Annotated in this window: 15 protein-coding genes; 10 read left to right on the top strand and 5 right to left on the bottom strand. The window is 66.7% G+C overall.

From position 1 onward, the window contains the following. The first annotated feature begins 22 nt into the window (after positions 1 to 22). A complete protein-coding gene (locus FDW84_RS10345; RefSeq protein WP_171046749.1) occupies positions 23 to 1,783 on the top strand; it encodes a phospho-sugar mutase in 1,761 nt (586 codons plus the stop codon). A 6-nt stretch (positions 1,784 to 1,789) separates the two neighbouring features. On the opposite strand, the gene nirD is transcribed toward FDW84_RS10345, so the two are convergent. After that, on the bottom strand, positions 1,790 to 2,164 hold the full coding sequence (gene nirD, locus FDW84_RS10340) for a nitrite reductase small subunit NirD (RefSeq protein ID WP_138609124.1): 375 nt from the start codon (positions 2,162 to 2,164) through the stop codon (positions 1,790 to 1,792). A 275-nt stretch (positions 2,165 to 2,439) separates the two neighbouring features. Between nirD and nirB the strand changes: the two genes are divergently transcribed. The 6 genes from nirB to FDW84_RS10310 all read left to right on the top strand — a co-directional run bounded on the left by nirB (position 2,440) and on the right by FDW84_RS10310 (position 9,483). Continuing rightward, positions 2,440 to 5,082 carry a nitrite reductase large subunit NirB gene (gene nirB / locus FDW84_RS10335; protein ID WP_138609122.1) on the top strand — a complete coding sequence of 881 codons (2,643 nt, stop codon included), beginning with the start codon at positions 2,440 to 2,442 and terminating at the stop codon, positions 5,080 to 5,082. 2 nt (positions 5,083 to 5,084) lie between these two features. After that, positions 5,085 to 6,119, top strand: coding sequence for a uroporphyrinogen-III C-methyltransferase (gene cobA / locus FDW84_RS10330; RefSeq protein WP_138609120.1), 1,035 nt, complete (start codon positions 5,085 to 5,087; stop codon positions 6,117 to 6,119). 14 nt (positions 6,120 to 6,133) lie between these two features. Continuing rightward, the gene (locus FDW84_RS10325) at positions 6,134 to 7,282 is read left to right on the top strand and encodes a uroporphyrinogen-III synthase (protein WP_138609118.1); all 1,149 of its coding nucleotides are present in this window, start codon (positions 6,134 to 6,136) and stop codon (positions 7,280 to 7,282) included. Positions 7,283 to 7,495: 213 nt separating this feature from the next. After that, entirely contained in the window at positions 7,496 to 8,356 is an 861-nt protein-coding gene (locus FDW84_RS10320; RefSeq protein WP_138609116.1) for an FAD-dependent oxidoreductase, read from the top strand. Between the two features lie 97 nt (positions 8,357 to 8,453). Continuing rightward, complete coding sequence (deoC, locus tag FDW84_RS10315) at positions 8,454 to 9,164, top strand: deoxyribose-phosphate aldolase (RefSeq protein ID WP_138609114.1); 711 nt, start codon at positions 8,454 to 8,456, stop codon at positions 9,162 to 9,164. 55 nt (positions 9,165 to 9,219) lie between these two features. Continuing rightward, positions 9,220 to 9,483, top strand: a complete 264-nt coding sequence (locus tag FDW84_RS10310; protein ID WP_138133393.1) for a hypothetical protein — start codon at positions 9,220 to 9,222, stop codon at positions 9,481 to 9,483. Positions 9,484 to 9,616: 133 nt separating this feature from the next. Here the strand turns inward: FDW84_RS10310 and FDW84_RS10305 are convergent, their stop codons facing one another. Together FDW84_RS10305 and mfd are read right to left on the bottom strand one after the other, a co-directional pair. Then, a complete protein-coding gene (locus FDW84_RS10305; protein WP_138609112.1) occupies positions 9,617 to 10,429 on the bottom strand; it encodes a metal-dependent hydrolase in 813 nt (270 codons plus the stop codon). Positions 10,430 to 10,435: 6 nt separating this feature from the next. Next, entirely contained in the window at positions 10,436 to 14,098 is a 3,663-nt protein-coding gene (gene mfd / locus FDW84_RS10300; RefSeq protein ID WP_138609383.1) for a transcription-repair coupling factor, read from the bottom strand. Positions 14,099 to 14,474: 376 nt separating this feature from the next. Between mfd and FDW84_RS10295 the strand changes: the two genes are divergently transcribed. From FDW84_RS10295 to FDW84_RS10285, 3 genes are read left to right on the top strand one after another with little or no spacing between them, the layout of a single operon-like run. Next, on the top strand, positions 14,475 to 15,983 hold the full coding sequence (locus FDW84_RS10295; RefSeq protein WP_171046748.1) for an SDR family oxidoreductase: 1,509 nt from the start codon (positions 14,475 to 14,477) through the stop codon (positions 15,981 to 15,983). A 44-nt stretch (positions 15,984 to 16,027) separates the two neighbouring features. Continuing rightward, positions 16,028 to 16,525 (top strand): DUF2505 domain-containing protein, encoded by a 498-nt coding sequence (locus FDW84_RS10290; protein ID WP_138609110.1) that lies wholly within the window; start codon positions 16,028 to 16,030, stop codon positions 16,523 to 16,525. A gap of 3 nt (positions 16,526 to 16,528) precedes the next feature. Beyond that, positions 16,529 to 16,750, top strand: a complete 222-nt coding sequence (locus FDW84_RS10285) for an SCO4848 family membrane protein (RefSeq protein ID WP_138609108.1) — start codon at positions 16,529 to 16,531, stop codon at positions 16,748 to 16,750. A gap of 91 nt (positions 16,751 to 16,841) precedes the next feature. On the opposite strand, the gene sufU is transcribed toward FDW84_RS10285, so the two are convergent. Further along, the gene (gene sufU / locus FDW84_RS10280; RefSeq protein WP_138609105.1) at positions 16,842 to 17,291 is read right to left on the bottom strand and encodes a Fe-S cluster assembly sulfur transfer protein SufU; all 450 of its coding nucleotides are present in this window, start codon (positions 17,289 to 17,291) and stop codon (positions 16,842 to 16,844) included. A 21-nt stretch (positions 17,292 to 17,312) separates the two neighbouring features. After that, entirely contained in the window at positions 17,313 to 18,638 is a 1,326-nt protein-coding gene (locus FDW84_RS10275; RefSeq protein WP_138609103.1) for a SufS family cysteine desulfurase, read from the bottom strand. Positions 18,639 to 18,889: the final 251 nt, after the last annotated feature.

Genomic DNA, 18,889 nt, shown 5'->3' with positions numbered 1-18,889 from the left:
CAATGACGATAGCGTTATCCCCATGACGTCTTCCGATGCCGATTCCCGCCTGCTCCAGGAGGCCCGCGAATGGGCTGCCCAAGACCCGGATCCCGTAACGTCGGCCGTCCTCCTGGAGCTTGTCCAGCTGGTTGACGGCGGCGACGCGGCGGCCCGCCAGGAACTGGAAGACAGCTTCCGCGGCACCTTGCAGTTCGGCACGGCGGGACTTCGGGCGGCACTTGGTCCAGGGCCGAACCGGATGAACCGCGTGGTGGTACGCCGCGCCGCTGCCGGCCTGGCGGACTTCCTCCGCTCGACGGTAGGCGAGGCGTCCCCCGGAAGCCGACCGCGCGCCGTCGTCGGCTACGATGCCCGCCACAATTCGGACATCTTCGCCGAGGAAACGGCAGCGATTTTCACGGCAGCGGGCATCGAGACCTTCCTGATGCCGGCGGCGCTGCCCACTCCCCTGCTGGCTTTCGCCGTGCGGGCGCTGGACTGCGACGGTGGCGTGATGGTAACCGCCAGCCACAACCCGCCGCAGGACAACGGCTACAAGGTCTACCTGGGTGGGCACGCTGTGGCCGACAGCGGCCGTGGCGCCCAGATCGTTGCACCCTACGACACCGCCATCGCCGACCGGATCAACGCCGTGGGGCCGCTGCAGACAATAGCCCTCGCACCTTCCGGCTGGACAGTCCTTGATGATTCCCTCGCCGCAGACTACGAACGCGAGACCGCGGCCTTGGCACTTCCGGAGCATTTCCCGGCCCGTGAGCTGCAGATCGTCCTGACGCCCCTGCACGGCGTGGGCGGCGGAACTGCACAGCGGGTACTGAACGCGGCGGGTTTCAAGGACATCACACTCGTGGCGGAGCAGGCCGAGCCGGACCCCAACTTCCCCACTGTCAGCTTCCCCAACCCTGAAGAACCCGGGGCGCTGGATTTGGCCCTGGAGGCAGCCGAACGGCTGGCGGCGGACATCGTGATTGCCAACGATCCTGACGCCGACCGCGCGGCTGTCGCCGCCAAAGACCCCGACACCGGTGCCTGGCGGATGCTCCGCGGCGATGAAGTGGGTGCACTGCTGGGCGCACACGTCGCCGCCCGGCTCGCCGCAGCAGCAGCGAAGGACGACAGCGGCACGGAGGAAAGCGCGACGGGAGTCTTTGCCAATTCCATCGTGTCCTCACGGCTGCTGGCCCGGATCGCGGCCTCGTCAGGCTATGCCCACCAGGAGACCCTGACCGGGTTCAAGTGGATCTCCCGCGTCCCCGGACTCGTATACGGCTACGAGGAAGCGCTGGGCTACTGCGTGGCGCCCCACCTGGTGAGGGACAAGGACGGAATTTCGGCTGCGCTGCTGATTGCCGAGCTCGCTGCAGCCGCCAAGGCGGAAGGCAAGACGGTCTTTGACACGCTGGACGAGCTCTACCTGCAGCACGGCCTGCACGCGAGCGACCAGTTGAGCATCCGGGTGGCGGATCTTGGGCTCCTGGACGCCATGATGAACCGGCTGCGGGTCTCCCCGCCGGAGACATTCGGTTCTTCTGCCGTGGAGGTGTACACCGATCTCGCTGAGGGCAGCGAGCAGCTGCCGGCCACTGACGGGCTGTTGTACGTGACCCGGGACCTCACCCGGGTGATCATCCGGCCCAGCGGCACCGAGCCTAAACTCAAATGCTACCTGGAGGTGATCCACCACGTGGGTTCCGCGGCGGAGCTGCCGGCGGCACGGCAGGCGGTGCGGGCGGCGTTGGATGAGGTGCTTCGGGACGTCAGCGAAGCGCTGGGGCTTTAGCGCCTGCTACAGCTGAACCTGGACGCAGCCGCTCACGATCCGCGTGCGGAAGGTCGCCAGGCTCAAGCCCGGAGTGCTGAAGCACTCACCGGTTTCAAGGTCGTAGACCTCTTTGTGCAGGGGCGAGGCAATGGTGGGACGGGCGCCTTTCGAGCCCAGGATGCCCCGGGCCATGACATGTGCGCCGGTGGCGGGGTCCTCGTGTGCCACTGCGAAAACCTCGGTGGCACCCGTGCGGAAGAGGGCAACCTGGCGGCCTGCGATCAGCGCCGCTTCACCCCAGGCCGGTTCCAGGTCCTCGACCGTGCAGACGCTGTGCCAGCCGGATGCGGCCTCGTCCAGGCCGGCTTCAAGTGCCCCAAGTTCCAGTGTTGCCGTCATGTCCGGCTCCTCTCCCTGTGCGTATAGTCCTTCTCATTGGCCCCTTCTGCAGCCGTAATCCACGCTAGGCGCCGGGTGTTTCACAGGCGTGCAGCCAATGTGTCCAGCACGTAAAAGACACCTCACGCAGCCGGAAATGCGTTCGTGATGCAGAAGTTAAGCTGACGAAACAATCGGGAAACTGAAGCGAAACTGCGGCTTCCTAGTCTGGATGGACAGCTCGTCAATGAAGGCTGCAGGGAAAACTGCCTGCGGCCCATGCGAAAGGCCCATCAGTGACCGAACAGACATCCCGTACAGAGACTCCGCGCCGCATCGTCGTCGCCGGTGGCGGCCCGGCAGCCCACCGCTTCGCCGACGCGATGCATGCCCGTGGCCTCGATGGCTGGCATGTCACCGTGCTCACCGAAGAGGTCCACCTTCCCTATGACCGGGTCGCTCTGTCCAAGGCCCTTACTGACAAGGACGTCGACCTGACCCTTGGCACGGCTTCCATGTGGGATCACCCGTCCCTGGAACTGAAGACGGGCGAACGCGTGGTCAAGATCAATGCGGAAGCCAAGACGGTGGAAACCGCAGCAGGCGGCAGCTACCCCTATGACGAACTGGTGGTGGCCACCGGGTCCAATGCGGCCCGCCTTCCCATCCCCGGAGCGGACAAGACGCACGTCTACCGGACCCTTGAGGATGTCTGGGCCATCAACAAGGCCATCGCGGAATTGCGCGAAAAGCTGGGCCGCAAGGTCAACGCCGTCACCATCGGCGGCGGCCTGCTGGGGCTCGAATCGGCTGCCGGCACCGAGCTGCTGGGCGCAAATCCGATAGTCATCGACGGCTCGCAGTGGTTGATGGCCACACAGCTTGACGAGGGTGCGGGCCAGGCGATGGGCCGCCTGATCAAAGCCAAGGGCTTTGAGGTTCACGGCGGCGTGTTCCCGTCCGAGGTGATTTCCGATGACGACGGCCAGGTCACCGGTGTCCTCATGGCGGACGGCCGGGTCATCGACGCGGACATCGTGATCGTCGCCATCGGCGTCCGGCCGCGCGACGAGCTTTTCCGCGCCGCCGAAGGCGAGGAGCAGGTGTTCAGCCTGGGCCAGCGCGGCGGCGTGGCCATCAACGACTATTGCGCAACGGAAGTCCCCGGCATCTGGGCCATTGGCGAGGTTGCCAATTTCGGCGGCATGTGCCTTGGCCTGGTGGCCCCGGCCAACACCATGGCGGAAATTGTGGCAGACCGGCTCCACGGCGGCGACGCCACCTTCCCAGGCTTCGACACCGCCACCAAGCTTAAGCTCTCCGGCGTGGACGTTGCCAGCTTTGGCGACGCTTTCGCCAAGACCGAGCACGCGCTCGAGATCGTCTATGCGGACCCCGCCCGCGGCGTCTACCAGAAGATCGTTACCACTGACGACGCCAAGACCCTCTTGGGCGGCATCTTCGTCGGCGACGCCTCCCCGTACATGAGCCTGCGTCCGCTCCTGGGCCGCGAACTTCCCGCCGAGCCCGGCGCGTTCCTCAATGCAGCCGGCGGCGGTGACGCCCCTGAAACCGAACTTCCGGACGACGCCACCCTCTGCTCCTGCAACAACGTCACCGCCGGAACCATCCGCGATACGATCAACGGCTGCGGCGCCTGCGAGGGCAATGCCCCTGTCCAGGAGCTCGGCGAGCTGAAGGGCTGCACCCGGGCCGGCACCCAGTGCGGTTCCTGCGTGCCAATGCTGAAGAAGCTGCTGGAAAGCGAGCTGACCAGGTCCGGCGTTGAATTTTCCAAGGCCCTCTGCGAGCACATAGAACTCTCCCGGCAGGAACTCTTCGACGCCATCCGCGTCCTGGAGCTCACCTCCTTCGAGGAGATCATGGCCAAGTACGGCACCGGCGCAGGCTGCGACATCTGCAAGCCCACCATTGCCAACATTCTGGCGAGCCAGAACAGCGCCTACGTCCTGGACGCCGGCCGCGGCACCCTGCAGGACACCAACGACCGGGCCCTGGCCAACATGCAAAAGGACGGCACCTACTCGGTGGTCCCCCGCATTGCTGGCGGCGAGATCACCCCCAAGAAGCTCGGCGTGATCGCCGCCGTTGCCGAGAAGTACAACCTGTACACGAAGATCACCGGCGGCCAGCGGATCGACATGTTCGGCGCCCGGCTGGAGCAGCTGCCGGAGATCTGGAAGGAACTGGTGGACGCGGGCTTTGAGTCCGGCCAGGCCTACGGCAAGAGCCTGCGCACCGTGAAGTCATGTGTCGGTTCCACCTGGTGCCGCTTCGGCGTCCAGGACTCGGTGGCCATGGCCATCCAGCTGGAACTGCGCTACCGCGGCCTGCGGAGCCCGCACAAGCTCAAGATGGGCGTTTCCGGCTGTGCCCGGGAATGCGCCGAGGCCCGGGGCAAGGACGTGGGCGTCATCGCCACCGCCGACGGCTGGAACCTGTACGTCGGCGGCAACGGCGGTGCCACTCCGGCCCACGCCCAGCTGCTGGCCAAGGACCTCGACGACGAGACCCTGATCAAGTACATAGACCGCTACTTCATGTACTACATCCGCACGGCGGACCGGCTGCAGCGCACCGCCCGCTGGCAGGAGGAGCTCGACGGCGGCATCAAGCACGTCGAGGACGTCGTCGTGAAGGACACCCTTGGCATCGCAGCCGACCTCGAGGCAGCGATGGCGAAGCACGTGGACACCTACATCGATGAGTGGGCAGACACCCTGAAGGATCCCGAGCGCCTTCGCCGGTTCCGTTCCTTCGTCAATGCCCCCGACCAGAAGGACGATTCCATCACCTTCGTCCCGGACGAGCGCGGCCAGATGCGCCCCGCCACCCTGGAGGAGAAGGGGAAGGTCCTGATCGGGGCCTCCATCCCGGTCCGCCCCGGCACGCCGGAAAACACCGGAATCGAGGCATAGGCATGCAGCTCAGCATTGATCTCACTGGCCGGGAAGTACTGGTGACCGGCTCGGACCAGGCAGCGCGGCAGGCGGTGCGCCGCTACCAGGCCGCGGGCGCCGTCGTCTCCCGCCTGAGCAGTCCCCAGGGCGGTCCGTTTGACGGGCCGCTGCCCGAACGCCCCTTCCTGGTGGCCGCGGTGGAGGACGGACAGCCCGGCTGGGACAATCTCCTGGACCGGTGCCGTGCAGCCGGCATTCCCGTCGCCGCCGAACCCGCCGCCGGCGCCCCCGGCCAGGTAACCCTGGTGGGCGGCGGCCCCGGCACCACGGAGCTCCTTACCGTCGCCGCCACCAAGGTCCTCCGCGACGCCGACGTGGTGTTCTACGACCGGCTGGCGCCGTACCAGGAGCTCCCGTCCCTGACGTCGGCCGAGCTGGTGGACGTGGGCAAGAAGCCGGGCCACCACAAGGTGAGCCAGGGCGAGATTGAAAAGCTCATGGTGGAAAGCGCACTGGCCGGCAACAACGTGGTCCGGCTCAAGGGCGGGGACCCCTACGTCTTTGGCCGGGGCGGCGAGGAAGTTGCAGCCTGTGTGGCAGCCGGCGTCAAAGTCCGCGTGATCTCCGGGGTTACCAGCGCCATCTCGGTCCCGGCCGCCGCAGGCATCCCGGTCACACATCGGGAAGTGAGCCATATGTTTACCGTGGTCTCCGGGCACGCCCCGCTGACCGCCAAGGAACACGAACACCTTGCCGGCCTGGGCGGAACCATCGTGGTGCTGATGGGCATCGGCACCCTCCACCAGCTCGCGGCAGGACTGCGCCGGGCCGGGATGCGCCCCGACATGCCCATGGCAGTGGTGGAGCGCGGGTACCGGCCCGGACAGCGAACCACCATTGCCGACCTGGGCACCATCGCCTCCGCCGCTGCCGGGTGCAGCAACCCTGCCGTACTGGTTATCGGCGAGGTGGTTCGGGTGGCTGAGGCCAACCGCGGTCATGCCGGGGCCGCAGCCGACCTGGACCGGCTGGCGGCCTCGCTGCTGGGTTCGTGAAAGGATTGACCCCCATGACTGCACTTGCCCCTGCCGACGCCCCGCGGGTTGACGAAGCACCGGAGACCTCGGAATCACCCCTGGAGGGCTTCCGCATCGGGGTCACCTCCGACCGCCGCTCCAGCGACCTCATCGAGGCCCTGGAACGGCGCGGAGCTGAGGTACTGCACGCCCCCGCCCTTAAGATCGCCCCCGTGCAGGAGGACATGCGGCTCATCGATGACACCAGGGCCATCATCGAGGCCACGCCGGACCTGTGCATCGCCACCACCGCGTATGGCATGCGCCGCTGGTGCGAGGCCGCGGATTCCTTTGGCATCGGCGAGCAGTTGCTGGAAGTCCTGGGCAGTTGCCGGATGTTCGTCCGGGGACCGAAAGCGCGCGGTGCCGTGCGCGCGGCCGGCCTTGCCGACGTCGGAATCAGCAGCGACGAAACCACCGCAACACTGGTGGACATGCTGCTGGCCGAGGGCGTCCGGGGCAAGACAGTCGCCGTCCAGCTGCACGGCTACACCGATGTCAGGCAGCTTGAGCGCCTCCGCATGTCCGGCGCCACAGTGCTCACGGTCACCCCGTACCGCTGGGTCAAGCCCGACGGCGAGGACAGGCTCCCCCGCCTCATCGAAGCCGTGTGCAGCGGTAACCTCGACGTCCTCACCTTCACCAGCGCGCCCGCCGTCGATGCCCTCTGGAGCACCGCGCACGAGATGGGCGTCTACAAGCAACTCATCGACACTCTGAAAACCAGCGTCACCACCGCGGTGGTGGGCCCTGTCACGGCCCAGCCCCTGCTCGACGCCGGGGTGACGCCGCTCATCCCGGAACGTTTTCGCATGGGCGCCCTGATCAGGCTGGTATGCGAGCACCTCGCCCTGAACCACGTCCGGCGGCTGGATACCCGGTCCGGCAACATTGAGCTCCGTGGCCGCAGCCTGCGCATCGATGGCCAGCCCGTGGAACTGGCACCCGCGCCGCTGCTGCTGCTCCGCGCACTGCTGGGTGCCGGCGGCGCGGTGCTGTCCCGCGAATCGCTGTCCGAACTGCTGGAACTCCGGGGTTCGGTCCACGCGCTGGACATGACGGTGAGCCGGCTGCGTTCCTCGCTTCCGGACGGGCGGCTGGTGGAGACCGTCGTGAAGCGCGGCTACCGCATCCGGGTCTAATCTGGCCCGGTCCCTGCGGGACCAGTGCGGAATGTGTCGGCCGGCGAACTAATGAGAGGCAGGTCACGGCCTCTGTTACCGGCCGGTAAATACTGGCGAACACAGGCCTGTTAGAAAGCAACTGCGGGGAAACACATTGGAAAAAGCAGGGTCCTACGCTGAGTCCATCACGAAGTTCCGGCCGTCAACGGCCGCCAGCGAAAGGGCCAGCACATGTCCGCTCCGGCACCCTCCCCCTCCACCGTCCCCGCCACCCGCATAGTCATCGCCGGAGCAGGTCCTGCCGCCCAGGCTCTGGTCAGGCAGCTTGGCCGTGCCCAATTCGCCGGAACCATCACCGTGCTGAGCAACCGGGACGATACTCCGGAGGAGCTGCTGGAACTGGCGCTGCTGCCGCAGGTTTCGGTCCGGTTCGGCCAGCCCGCAAGCCACATCGACGCCGTCAACCGGACCGTTGCCACCGCGGACGGCATGGAATTCGCGTACGACCAGCTGGTCATTGCCACCGGCTCGGCTCCCGTGGCCAATCCGGTGGAAGGAGCTGCCCAGTGCTTGAACTACTCCACCATCGACGACGCTGCCCGCATCGGGGAAGCCGTCAGTGCGGTGGCCCGGGAATTGGGCCGACGTCCGCTGGGGATCCTGGTGGGTACCGGCGCCGCAGCGGGCCAGGCTGAAGCAGTGCTGCGCGCCAGGGGCGTGCGGCCCATCCGCACCACGGCCCGACCGGCCGCCATCGTGCCCTCAAGGTCCGCCGCAGGCCCCGCCGCGTCCGCTGTGATCTTCGAGGACGGCAGCAGCATGAACGGGGACCTGGTGGTCCTGGCGGAGGAGCGGGTCTCACGGGACGGGCTCGCGGCAAGCGCCGGCCTGCGGACCGCTGCCAATGGCGGGATTGTCATCAGCGACGGCTTCCGCACGTCGGTTCCGGGGATCTGGGCCATCGGCGACGCCGCAGCGTACGACGGCGTCCGGCTGGGGCTCCTGGTTGCTGCGGCTTCCGCGGCGGGCGCCTGCGCCACCCAGCTGCTGACGGCTGCCTCATCTCCGGCGCCCCTGCCTGCCGCCGCCTGAACGCGGCTTGGGGCTGTCCCGCCTATGGCAAGATGGTTCCCGAAACGTGCCGGCGCCATCAACGTACCGGCCCACCGGCCCCCTGGAGAAAACCACCATGAGCAACGAAGCCGCCCCGTCCCTTAAGGCAGCAGCTGCCGGCAGCATCGCGTCCTTCATCGACCACACGCTGCTGAAGCCCGAGGCGTCGGAGGCCGACGTCCTCAAGGTCTGCGCGGAAGCCGCCGAGTACGGCTTCAAGTCGGTATGCGTCAATCCGGTCTGGGTTAAGACGGTGAAGAAGGCGCTCAAGGGTTCAGGCGTCCTGACGTGTTCCGTGGTGGGCTTCCCGCTTGGCGCCACTCCCACGGACGTCAAAACCTTTGAAGCCCGCGGTGCTGTGCTGGACGGGGCTGACGAGGTGGACATGGTGATCAACATTGCCGCCGCCAGGGCGGGAGACAAGGGCGCTCTCGTTGAGGACATCACCTCGGTGGCGGAAGCCGTCCACGGCAGCGGCGCCATCCTGAAGGTCATCATCGAAACGGCGCTGCTTACGGACGGCCAGAAGGTCCTCGCCTGTGAAGCAGCCGTGGAGGCCGGTGCCGACTTCGTGAAGACTTCAACAGGGTTCAACGGAGGCGGCGCCACCGCGGAGGACATCGCCCTGATGCGCAAAACGGTGGGTCCGGTCCTCGGCGTCAAGGCATCCGGCGGGGTGCGTTCCCTTGCTGACGCGCAGGCTATGATTGCTGCAGGTGCAACACGTATTGGTGCCAGCTCCGGGATTGCCATTGTCAAGGGTGAACAGGGTTCATCCTCCTACTGACAGCAACCGGACGCCGCCACAGATTGAGGCCCGCGGGGGCCGAGGAGGAACGAACATGTCGAGCAAGATTACCGGGTCCAGCGAAGGCTCAACGTCCCACGATGAATTTGTCCAGACCCCCCAGAACGAGAACAAGCTCGGAACCAGCATTGTCCTCTTCGTGGTCATGATCGCGCTCTTCTTCGGGGCGATCTACTCCCTTTCCTTCCTTACCCTGGACAACCCCTGGCCGCTGGCTGTCTGCCTGGTGCTGTTCACCCTGGCTTTCTGGATTCCGCAGAGCATCCTGGGCCGCTCGGACTCCGCCGGCGAGCACTAAGCAGCCCAACCAGGTAGCAGCAAGTGTCGTTCTGACACTCCAAACCAACACGTGCTGCTACCTACATGGCACCACGGAACCCCTGGACACTGTCCGGGGGTTTTGTCATGTGTCCGGCCGGATACTTCAGGGGCTACAGCCAGAGCCGGACCCAGGCCAGCGCGGCGTCTGCCGCAGGGTCCCAGTGGCTGCGGCCGATGGACCAGGCTGCCACGCACATTCCCACCATGGCGTAAGCGCTGACGGGGATCAGCACCAGCCATTCGCGTTTCGAACCGGCACGGCCCAGCAGCGGCAGGGACAAGGCGCCGTTGGGCCGCCAGACCTGGCGCAGCAGAGGCACCCGGCGCAGCATCCTGGGCGGTTTGACCACCAGCGGCCAGAGCAGCGGCACGCCGCCGGTGGTGATGAGGTCCCCCACGATATGGACCACCACGCCGGTCAGCATCGAGACAGGGAGCCAGGTCCACTGGTCCGGCGCGAACCAGGTGACCAGCCCGGCCATGGTCAGGGCGAAGATCCAGTTACTGATGAAGCCCGCCTTCGGAAACAGTTTCAGTGCCTTGGCCGCGATGTTGATCATGAACATGCACAGCAGCCCCGCTCCCACGGACAGCAGGCCCCAGGCGGTCTCCACCTGGACCTGCCCGGCCAGCGTAGCCAGCAGCACGAAGAATGCCGCTCCGAGGACCGAGTGCGTGCCCTGGCGGTGCCCGCCGCTGGCATTCTCGATCCCGACCGCAATCACATTCGACAGCGGCGGCAGCGAATTAGCCACCGTGCTGTGGCGGTGGTCCCAATCGCACACCAGGGCGCTTCCCGCCGTCGCCATCCCGCCGATCAGGATGCCGGTGGCGTCCAGCGGGTACCAGCCCAGGGTGTACGGCCCCGTTGAGGCAATAGCTACCCACGCCGCGGCCCCTGACGCGGCGTGGTGTCCTCCCATCAACTCCTAGCCCACGGGCAGGGGCTGATCGGAAAAGATGTTGCGGATGACCCCATTGGCCCACTCCAGGATCTCCGCATCCTGGAGGTCCCGGCCACCGATCCTTGCGGTCTTCGGCTTGGGGATGAGCACGGCGTCGAGGGCGGGCTTGGACTGGGATCCGGGGTACATCCGGTTCAGCCGCATGACTTTCGACTCGGGCAGCGTGGCCGGTGAGAACTTGATGAAGTTGCCTTGCAGCGCCACGTCCGACAGGCCCGCTTCCCGCGCCGCCACCCGGAACCGGGCCACCTCCACCAGGTTCAGCGCCGGCAGCGGCAGTTCCCCGTAGCGGTCCACCAGTTCGGCGCGGACTTCGTCGATGGCCTCGTTGGTGATAGCCGCCGCGAGCTTGCGGTACGCCTCCAGGCGCAGCCGCTCCCCCGGCACGTAGTCGTGCGGCAGGTGGGCGTTGACCGGCAGTTCGATCTTCATCTCGGCGGCCTTCTCCTCGGCCTCGCCGCGGAAGTCCGCCACCGCCTCGCCCACCAGGCGGATGTACAGGTCGAAGCCTACACCCTGGATGTGGCCCGACTGCTCGCCGCCCAGCAGGTTGCCGGCGCCACGGATTTCGAGGTCCTTCATGGCCAGCTGCATGCCCGCCCCCAGTTCATTGTGGGCGGCCACGGCCTTGAGCCGCTCCAGCGCCACTTCACCCAGGGGCTTCTCGGACGGGTAGAGGAAGTAGGCGTAGGCGCGTTCGCGGCCCCGGCCCACGCGGCCGCGGAGCTGGTGCAGCTGTGACAGGCCGTACTTGTCCGCGCCGTCCACGATCAGTGTGTTGGCGTTGGAGATGTCCAGGCCGGTTTCGATGATGGTGGTGCAGACCAGGACGTCAAAGCGCTTCTCCCAGAAGTCCACAATGATCTGCTCCAGGCGGCTCTCGGACATCTTGCCGTGCGCCACCTCCACCCGGGCTTCCGGCACCAGTTCACGGATCTTCGCGGCGGTGCGTTCGATGGTGGAAACGCGGTTGTGCACGAAGAAGACCTGGCCCTCGCGCATCAGCTCGCGGCGGATCGCGGCCGAGGTCTGCTTATCCGTGTACGGGCCCACGTAGGTCAGGACCGGGTGGCGTTCCTCCGGCGGCGTGGCCAGCGTGGAGGTTTCCCGAATGCCGGTCAGGGACATTTCCAGGGTGCGCGGAATCGGGGTGGCGCTCATGGCGAGGACGTCCACGTTGGTCCGCATCTTCTTGAGCGCTTCCTTGTGCTCCACGCCAAAGCGCTGCTCCTCGTCCACGATCACCAGCCCGAGGTCCTTGAACTCGAAGTCCTTGGACAGCATCCGGTGGGTGCCGATCACCACGTCCACCGCACCGTTCTTGACGCCCTCGGCCGTCTCCTTCGCTTCCTTGGCCGCCTGGAAACGGGACAGCGGCTTCACCCGCAGGGGGAAGCCGGAGAACCTTTCAGTGAACGTTTCGTAGTGCTGCTGGGCCAGCAGGGTGGTGGGCACCAGCACGGCCACCTGCTTGCCGTCCTGCACTGCCTTGAAGGCGGCGCGCACGGCGATCTCCGTCTTGCCGTAACCCACGTCACCGGAGACCAGCCGGTCCATGGGGATCTCGCGCTCCATGTCCGCCTTGACCTCGTTGATGGTGGTGAGCTGGTCAGGCGTCTCCACGTACGGGAACGCTTCTTCCAGCTCGCGCTGCCAGGGCGTGTCCGGGGCGAAGGCGTGGCCCCGGGACGCCATCCGGGCGGAGTACAGCCGGATCAGTTCCCCGGCGATCTCCTTTACGGCCTTGCGTGCCTTGGACTTGGTGCTGGCCCAGTCCGCACCGCCCATTTTGCTCAGGACCGGGGTGTCACCGCCCACGTAGCGGGTCACCTGGTCCAGCTGGTCCGTGGGAACAAACAGCCGGTCCCCCGGAGCCCCGCGCTTTGAAGGTGCGTACTCGAGCACCAGGTACTCGCGCACGCCGTCGCTTCCGCCGGCCACCTTGCGCTGGATCAGCTCCACGAACTTGCCAATGCCGTGCTGTTCATGGACCACATGGTCGCCCGCCACGAGCTGCAGCGGATCCACCGCGTTCCGCCGCTTGGAGGGCATGCGGCGCATGTCCTTGGTGGACCCCGCGGACGTCCTTCCCAGGAGGTCGGCTTCAGTGAGCAGTCCGAGCTTGAGTCCGTCGAGGACAAAACCGCGTCCGACGGCGGCAGTGGTCACCTCGATGATGCCCGCCTGGGGTTCGTGGTCCAGGCTGTCCACGCGGGAGCACGGGATGTTGTTCTCGTGGAACAGTTCCGCCAGGCGCTGAGCAGGTCCCGGGCCTTCAGTGGCCACCACCACCCGCCACTGGTCCCGGACGTGGGAGCCGATGAAATCCATCATTTCCGCCACATCGCCCTGGTAGCCCCGGGGTTCGCGGGCATGCAGGTTCAAGACGTCGATCTCCGGGAGCAGTTCCTCGTCCTGGGCCAGGGACGTGATGGACCACCACGAGACGCTGTGCTCGAGGGACGAGGTGCGCGTCTCGGCCAGCGAACGGAAGCTGGCGGAGTGGAGGGCGGCCGTGGCCTGCGAGCTCAGGTCCAGCGGCGCCGCACCGCCGTCTGAGGCCGTGGACCAGGCAGCCTCGAGAAACTCCTCATTAGTCGCGGCGAGGTCGTGGGCGCGGGTCCGGACCTTTTCCGGTTCGATGACAACGGAGATCGAATCCGCCGGCAGCTGGTCCACGAACGGGACCATGGAATCGACCAGCACGGGGGCCAGTGACTCCATGCCCTCCACGGCGATACCGCCGGCGATCTTTTCCAGCATGTCGGCCGCGGCGGGCAGCTGGGACTTGAGGGTCGCTGCGCGGGACATCACGGACGGGGTGATGAGGATTTCCCGGCACGGCGGCGCGTGCAGCTCGGTGGGATGGTGGATGCCGGGGGCGGACAGCGAGCGCTGGTCGGCCACGGCGAACCAGCGCATCTGGTCCACCTCGTCACCGAAGAACTCCACCCGGACGGGGTGGTCCTCCGTGGGCGGGAAGACGTCGATGATGCCGCCGCGGACAGCGAATTCGCCGCGGTGGGTCACCATGTCCACCCGCGCATACGCTGCGTCCGCAAGGCTTCGCACCACCTCCGAGAACGGAACGTCCTGGCCTACCTTCAGCGTGACCGGCACCAGGTCGCCGAGGCCTGCCACGACGGGCTGGACCACGGCGCGGACGGGCGCTACCACCACACGGAGCGGCCCGGCCGGCGAAGTAGCAGGATGTGCCAGCCGGCGGAGGACGGAAAGACGACGGCCCACGGTGTCCGAACGGGGCGAAAGCCGCTCGTGCGGAAGGGTTTCCCAGCTGGGGAACTCAGCCACGGCGTCGCTGGGCAGGTAAGCCCGCAGCGCTGCCGCCAGGTCCTCGGCCTCGCGTCCGGTGGCGGTGACAGCCAGCACCACACCCGGCGTTCCGCCGTCGGCCCGTTCTGTGGTGGCGGCCGTGAGGCCGTCCGCCATCTCGGCGAGGAGTACCGGCCGCAGCCCGGCGGGTGCGCTGATCTGGTAGTCCTGGCCCCGGACAGCGAAGCCGCGCGCAGCCTCGGCGCGGACGCGGGCAAAGGTCTGGTCTGCGGCGAGCGCACGCCGCAGACCGTCCAGCGATGGTCCTGTGCCCGACTTGCCGGTGCCTGACATGGCGGTGGCCGACTTACCTTTGCCTGATGTCGCGGCGTTCGACTTGCCGTCACCGGAGGTGCGGCTGGTGGCTGCGCCTGTGCTGGATGCGCCGGCGGTGGACTGGCCGGGAAGGCTCATGGCAGAAACTCCTGTGGTGTTCAGCGGATCGCAGGCAACGCGAAAACCCGAAATTCGCTGCGAATCCCGGGTTATCCCAGCCTACCGCGAGCCGGCGACATCGCGGGCTGACGGCTCAGGAAGCAGGCATAGGCTGGCACAGTCCCTGTTTCTCCCGGTGCTGCTGATGCACCTTGTGGAGCCGGCGGCCGTCCAACCGGCCCGCCGCTCCGAATGGACTGTGGATGACAGGGACGGCGGACGACAAGGAGTAACCATGACAGCACCCAGCAACACCGCACGTCCGCACGGATCCGTCCTGGTCACTGGCGCCACCGGCTACATCGGAGGGCGGCTGGTGCCCAAACTCCTGGAAGCCGGCCACACCGTCAAGGTGCTGGTGCGGTCCCCGGACAAGATTGCCGGCGTGCCGTGGCGGGACGACGTGGACGTGGTGGAGAGCAGCCTTGACGACGGCGATGCCCTCCGGGAGGCGCTGGCCGGCGTCGACGTGTTCTACTACCTGGTGCATTCCATGGCCGCAGGGGCGGGATTCGAAGCGAAGGAAAAGGCCATGGCCAGGACCGCGGCAGACGCTGCAGCGGCGGCAGGGGTTCACCGGATCGTCTACCTCGGGGGGCTGCACCCCCAGGGCGTGGAGCTCTCCACGCACATGAGGTCACGGGAGGCAGTGGGCCAGGTGTTCCTGGACAGCCCCGTGGACGCCATCGTCTTCCAGGCGGGTGTGGTGATTGGATCCGGTTCGGCATCCTTCGAAATGATCCGCCACCTCTCCGAAACACTCCCACTGATGCCGGCTCCCAGTTGGGTAAGGAACAGGATCGAGGCCATCGCGGTGCGCGACGTCCTGTACTACCTCGCGGCTGCTGCCTCCCTGGAAGGTCGGATCAACAGGACCTTCGACATCGGCTGCCGCCAGGTCCTGACCTATGCCGGGATGATGAAGGAATACGCCGCAGAGGCAGGCCTCCCCCACCGGGTGGTGCTGGCGCTGCCCGTCCCCGCCCCCAAGCTCGCCGGGATGTGGGTTGCACTCACCACGCCCATTCCGCTGTCCATGGCGGTGCCGCTGGTCCAGTCCCTGCAGCATGACGCCGTGTCCAACGAGCACGATATCGACCAGTACGTTCCCCAGCCCGACGGCGGCCTGACCCCCTACCGTGCCGCCGTCGCCCTGGCACTGGGCAAAGAACGCGACGGCCAGGTGGAGACCACCTGGGCCAATGCAGGCGTGGCGTCCGACCCCCTCCCCAGTGACCCCGACTGGGCGGGCCACAAGGTGTACATGGATGAACGGACGTTCCATGGTGACGTGGATCCGGCCCACGTATGGACTGTCATCGAAGGAATTGGCGGACGCAACGGTTGGTACTCGCTGCCGCTGGCCTGGCAGGTCCGCGGCTGGCTGGACAAACTGACCGGAGGCGCAGGGCTGCTGCGCGGCCGGCGCCACCCCAAGACCCTGTCAACGGGTGAAGTTGTGGACTGGTGGCGGGTGGAACGGATCGAGCACGGCAGCCTGCTGCGGCTGCGGGCGGAAATGCGGGCTCCGGGACGCGCCTGGCTGGAGCTTGCCGTGGAACCTGACGGGACCGGCAGCCGCTACCGGCAGCGGGCCATCTTCTTCCCCAAGGGCCTGAGCGGCCGGCTGTACTGGCTGGCCGTCCTTCCGTTCCACCACCTGATCTTTCCGGCCATGGCCCGCAACATCACGGCGGCTGCCAGGAAACTCGTGGATGCGGAGCAGGTTAGCCGGACCCCGTAGGATGTTTTGAGTTAAATCCGTTCCCCACGTCCCAGGAGGACCCCATGGCCCTGAGCGCAACCACCACCCTTCCGCATCCCGTCGACAGCGTCGCCGCTGTCCTGGTGAACGAGGATTTCCAGCGCCACGTCAGCCAGCTGGTGGGCGGCTCGCTGGAGTCCTTCACGGTTGACGGTGACGTTGCCGGAGCGTTTAGCGCCACCTCGGTGCGGACCCTGCCCACCACGCGCTTCCCGGAAATGGCCCGGAAGTTCGTGGGCGAGCACCTGAAGGTGACCCAGGAGGAGAAGTGGGAGGCCCCGGCGGCGGACGGCTCCCGCCAGAGCAACATCTCCCTGAAGATCGCCGGCGCTCCCGTTGACGTCACTGCAGTTCAGCGTCTGGTGGCTGCAGACGGCGGCACCCGCGTTGAACTCGAAGGCGCCGTGACGTCATCCGTTCCGTTCCTGGGCGGGAAGATTGCCGACGCCGCGGAGCCCATGGTGGCCAAGGCCCTGAACCTGCAGGCCAAGCAGGTACAGGCCTGGCTGGAAAGCCACTGATCCGTGGAACTCCCCGTCTTCGCTGCGCTGGTCCTGATCATTGCCGGCGTCTGGTCGCTGGTGGTCTGGCCGCAGTTCCTTCGCCGGGTCATGAAGGATCCGCGCGCCAGGGACGCCGCCGGTAAGGCCACGAAATTCCTCACCGTGCACGTGGTGCTGGTCAGCATTTCGATGGTCCTCGGCGCCGCCACGGCCCTGATCGGAGTCATGGCACTGTTTGGCTGAACAGCCCTGTGAAAAGGCCCTGTGAAAAGGCCCTCCTCCCACAACCGACCGGTGAGTGGGAGGAGGGCCTTTTCACGCCCGGGCAATGGGCTTAGGCGGCCTGGTTCAGCGCGTCCTCCGCCGCGACCCAGGAAATCATGGCGCACTTGACACGCGCGGCATAGCGTGCCACGCCTTCGAAGGCCGCTGCGTCGCCCAGCACTTCGGGATCAGCGGGAATCTTCCCCCGCGACCGCAGGACTTCGCGGAAGCTGTCGATGGCCTGGTGCAGCTCCTCCACTGTCATGCCCTCGGCCAGTTCACTCAGCACTGAGGCGGAGGCCATGGAGATGGAACAGCCCGCCCCGTCCCACGAAACCTGGGCCACCTTTCCGTTCTCAACCGCCAGCCTCAGGGTAACCTCATCACCGCACACCGGGTTGAGCTGGTGCGATTGCCCTGTGGAGGTGCCATCAGGTGCTGCCGTCCCGGCAAGTCCGCTGCCGTGCCGGGCCTTGGAATGGTCCAGGATTATCTGCTGGTACAGCTGGTCGAGGCTCATGGTGTTGCTCCGGTCTTCCTGCTAGGCGCGGAAATAGGCCCGCACGCCGGCTACGGCATTCAGGAACTGGTCGACGTCGTCAGTGGTGTTGTAGAGGTAGGCGCTGGCCCTGGTGGTGGCTGTCAACCCCAGCCTTCGGTGCAGCGGCTGGGCGCAGTGGTGGCCCACCCGAACGGCGATGCCCTTTGAGTCGAGGAACTGCCCGACGTCGTGGGCATGGACGCCTTCGACGTCGAAAGCTGCCAGTCCAATGCGGTCCTGCCCGGCGGCAGGGCCAAGGACACGAATCCCGGGAATGGCCTCCAGGCCGGCCACCATGCGCTGGCCCAGCTCCGATTCCCAGTAGTGGATCCGGTCCAGTCCCGTTTCCGTCAGGTAGTTCGCTGCTGCAGCCAGCGCCACCGCCTGGGAAATCCGCTGGGTTCCGGCCTCGAAACGCTGGGGGGCGGGCAGGTATTCCGCGCGTTCCATGGTGACGGTGGTGATCATGGAGCCCCCCGTCAGGAAGGGCGGAAGGATGTCCAGCAGCTCCTGCTTTCCGTACAACACGCCGATCCCGGTGGGGGCAAGCATCTTGTGGCCGGAGAAGACGGCAAAGTCAACGTCGAGTTCCTTGATGTTCAGCGCCAGGTGCGGGGCGGACTGGCAGGCATCCAGCACCACCAGGGCGCCGGCCCTGCGCGCCAGCCCCACCAGCTCCGCCACCGGGTTGATGACGCCCAGGACGTTTGACGCGTGGGTGAAGGCCACCACTTTGGTCCGGGGTCCAATGATGTCTCCGGCCAGATCCATGCGGAGGGCCCCGGCGTCGTCGACGGGGATATATCGGAGTGCAGCCCCGGTGCGGAACGCGAGTTCCTGCCACGGGATCAGGTTGGCATGATGCTCCATTTCAGTGACGACGATTTCGTCACCCGGGTTCAGGGCGAGCTCCCTGAGCCTTTCATCACCCCGGCCCTGGGCAGCCCACATCCCTGCGTTGGAGAACGCGTAGCTGAGCAGGTTGAGGCCTTCGGTGGCGTTTGACGTCCAGATAACCTCTGAGTAGTCAGCCCCGACGAAATCCGCTACGGTCTGCCGGGCATCCTCGAAAACCTCCGTTGCCTCCACTGCGAGGTGATGGGCGCCCCGGTGCACAGCGGCATTGCGCTGTTCGTAGAATTCCTGTTCGGCTTCAATGACGCTCAGGGGGTTCTGGGATGTTGCCCCGGAATCGAGGTAGACCAACGGTTGGCCGTTGACCAGCTGATTCAGGACCGGAAAGTCGTTGCGGATACGCAGAACCTCGGCGTCATCCATAGCGGGCAAGGCACGCTCCAGCGTGGCTGGCGTTGATACTACGGCCAAGACTTACTCCTTGAGATGCCAACGGATGACACTCAATTGTCCCACAGCACGGCTGTGGCGGCCGCCCTTGGAGGGGCAACCGCCACAGCCGCTCCGGGCTTCAGCCCGCGGAAAGGAGGGCCGGCGACGGCTGGGGGGAGAGTCTCGGTCTCAGAAGACTCTAACGTCGCCGGCCCCGTCTGGCCCGGCCACTGGGACCGGAAACTTCGGAGGCTTCCAGAGCTGCCGGCAGGTTCTGCTTACTTTTTCCT

The sequence above is a fragment of the Pseudarthrobacter sp. NamE5 genome (genome assembly GCF_005796225.1).
In the GTDB taxonomy this organism is placed as follows: domain Bacteria; phylum Actinomycetota; class Actinomycetes; order Actinomycetales; family Micrococcaceae; genus Arthrobacter.
This window is presented reverse-complemented; position numbering and strand designations above follow the sequence as displayed.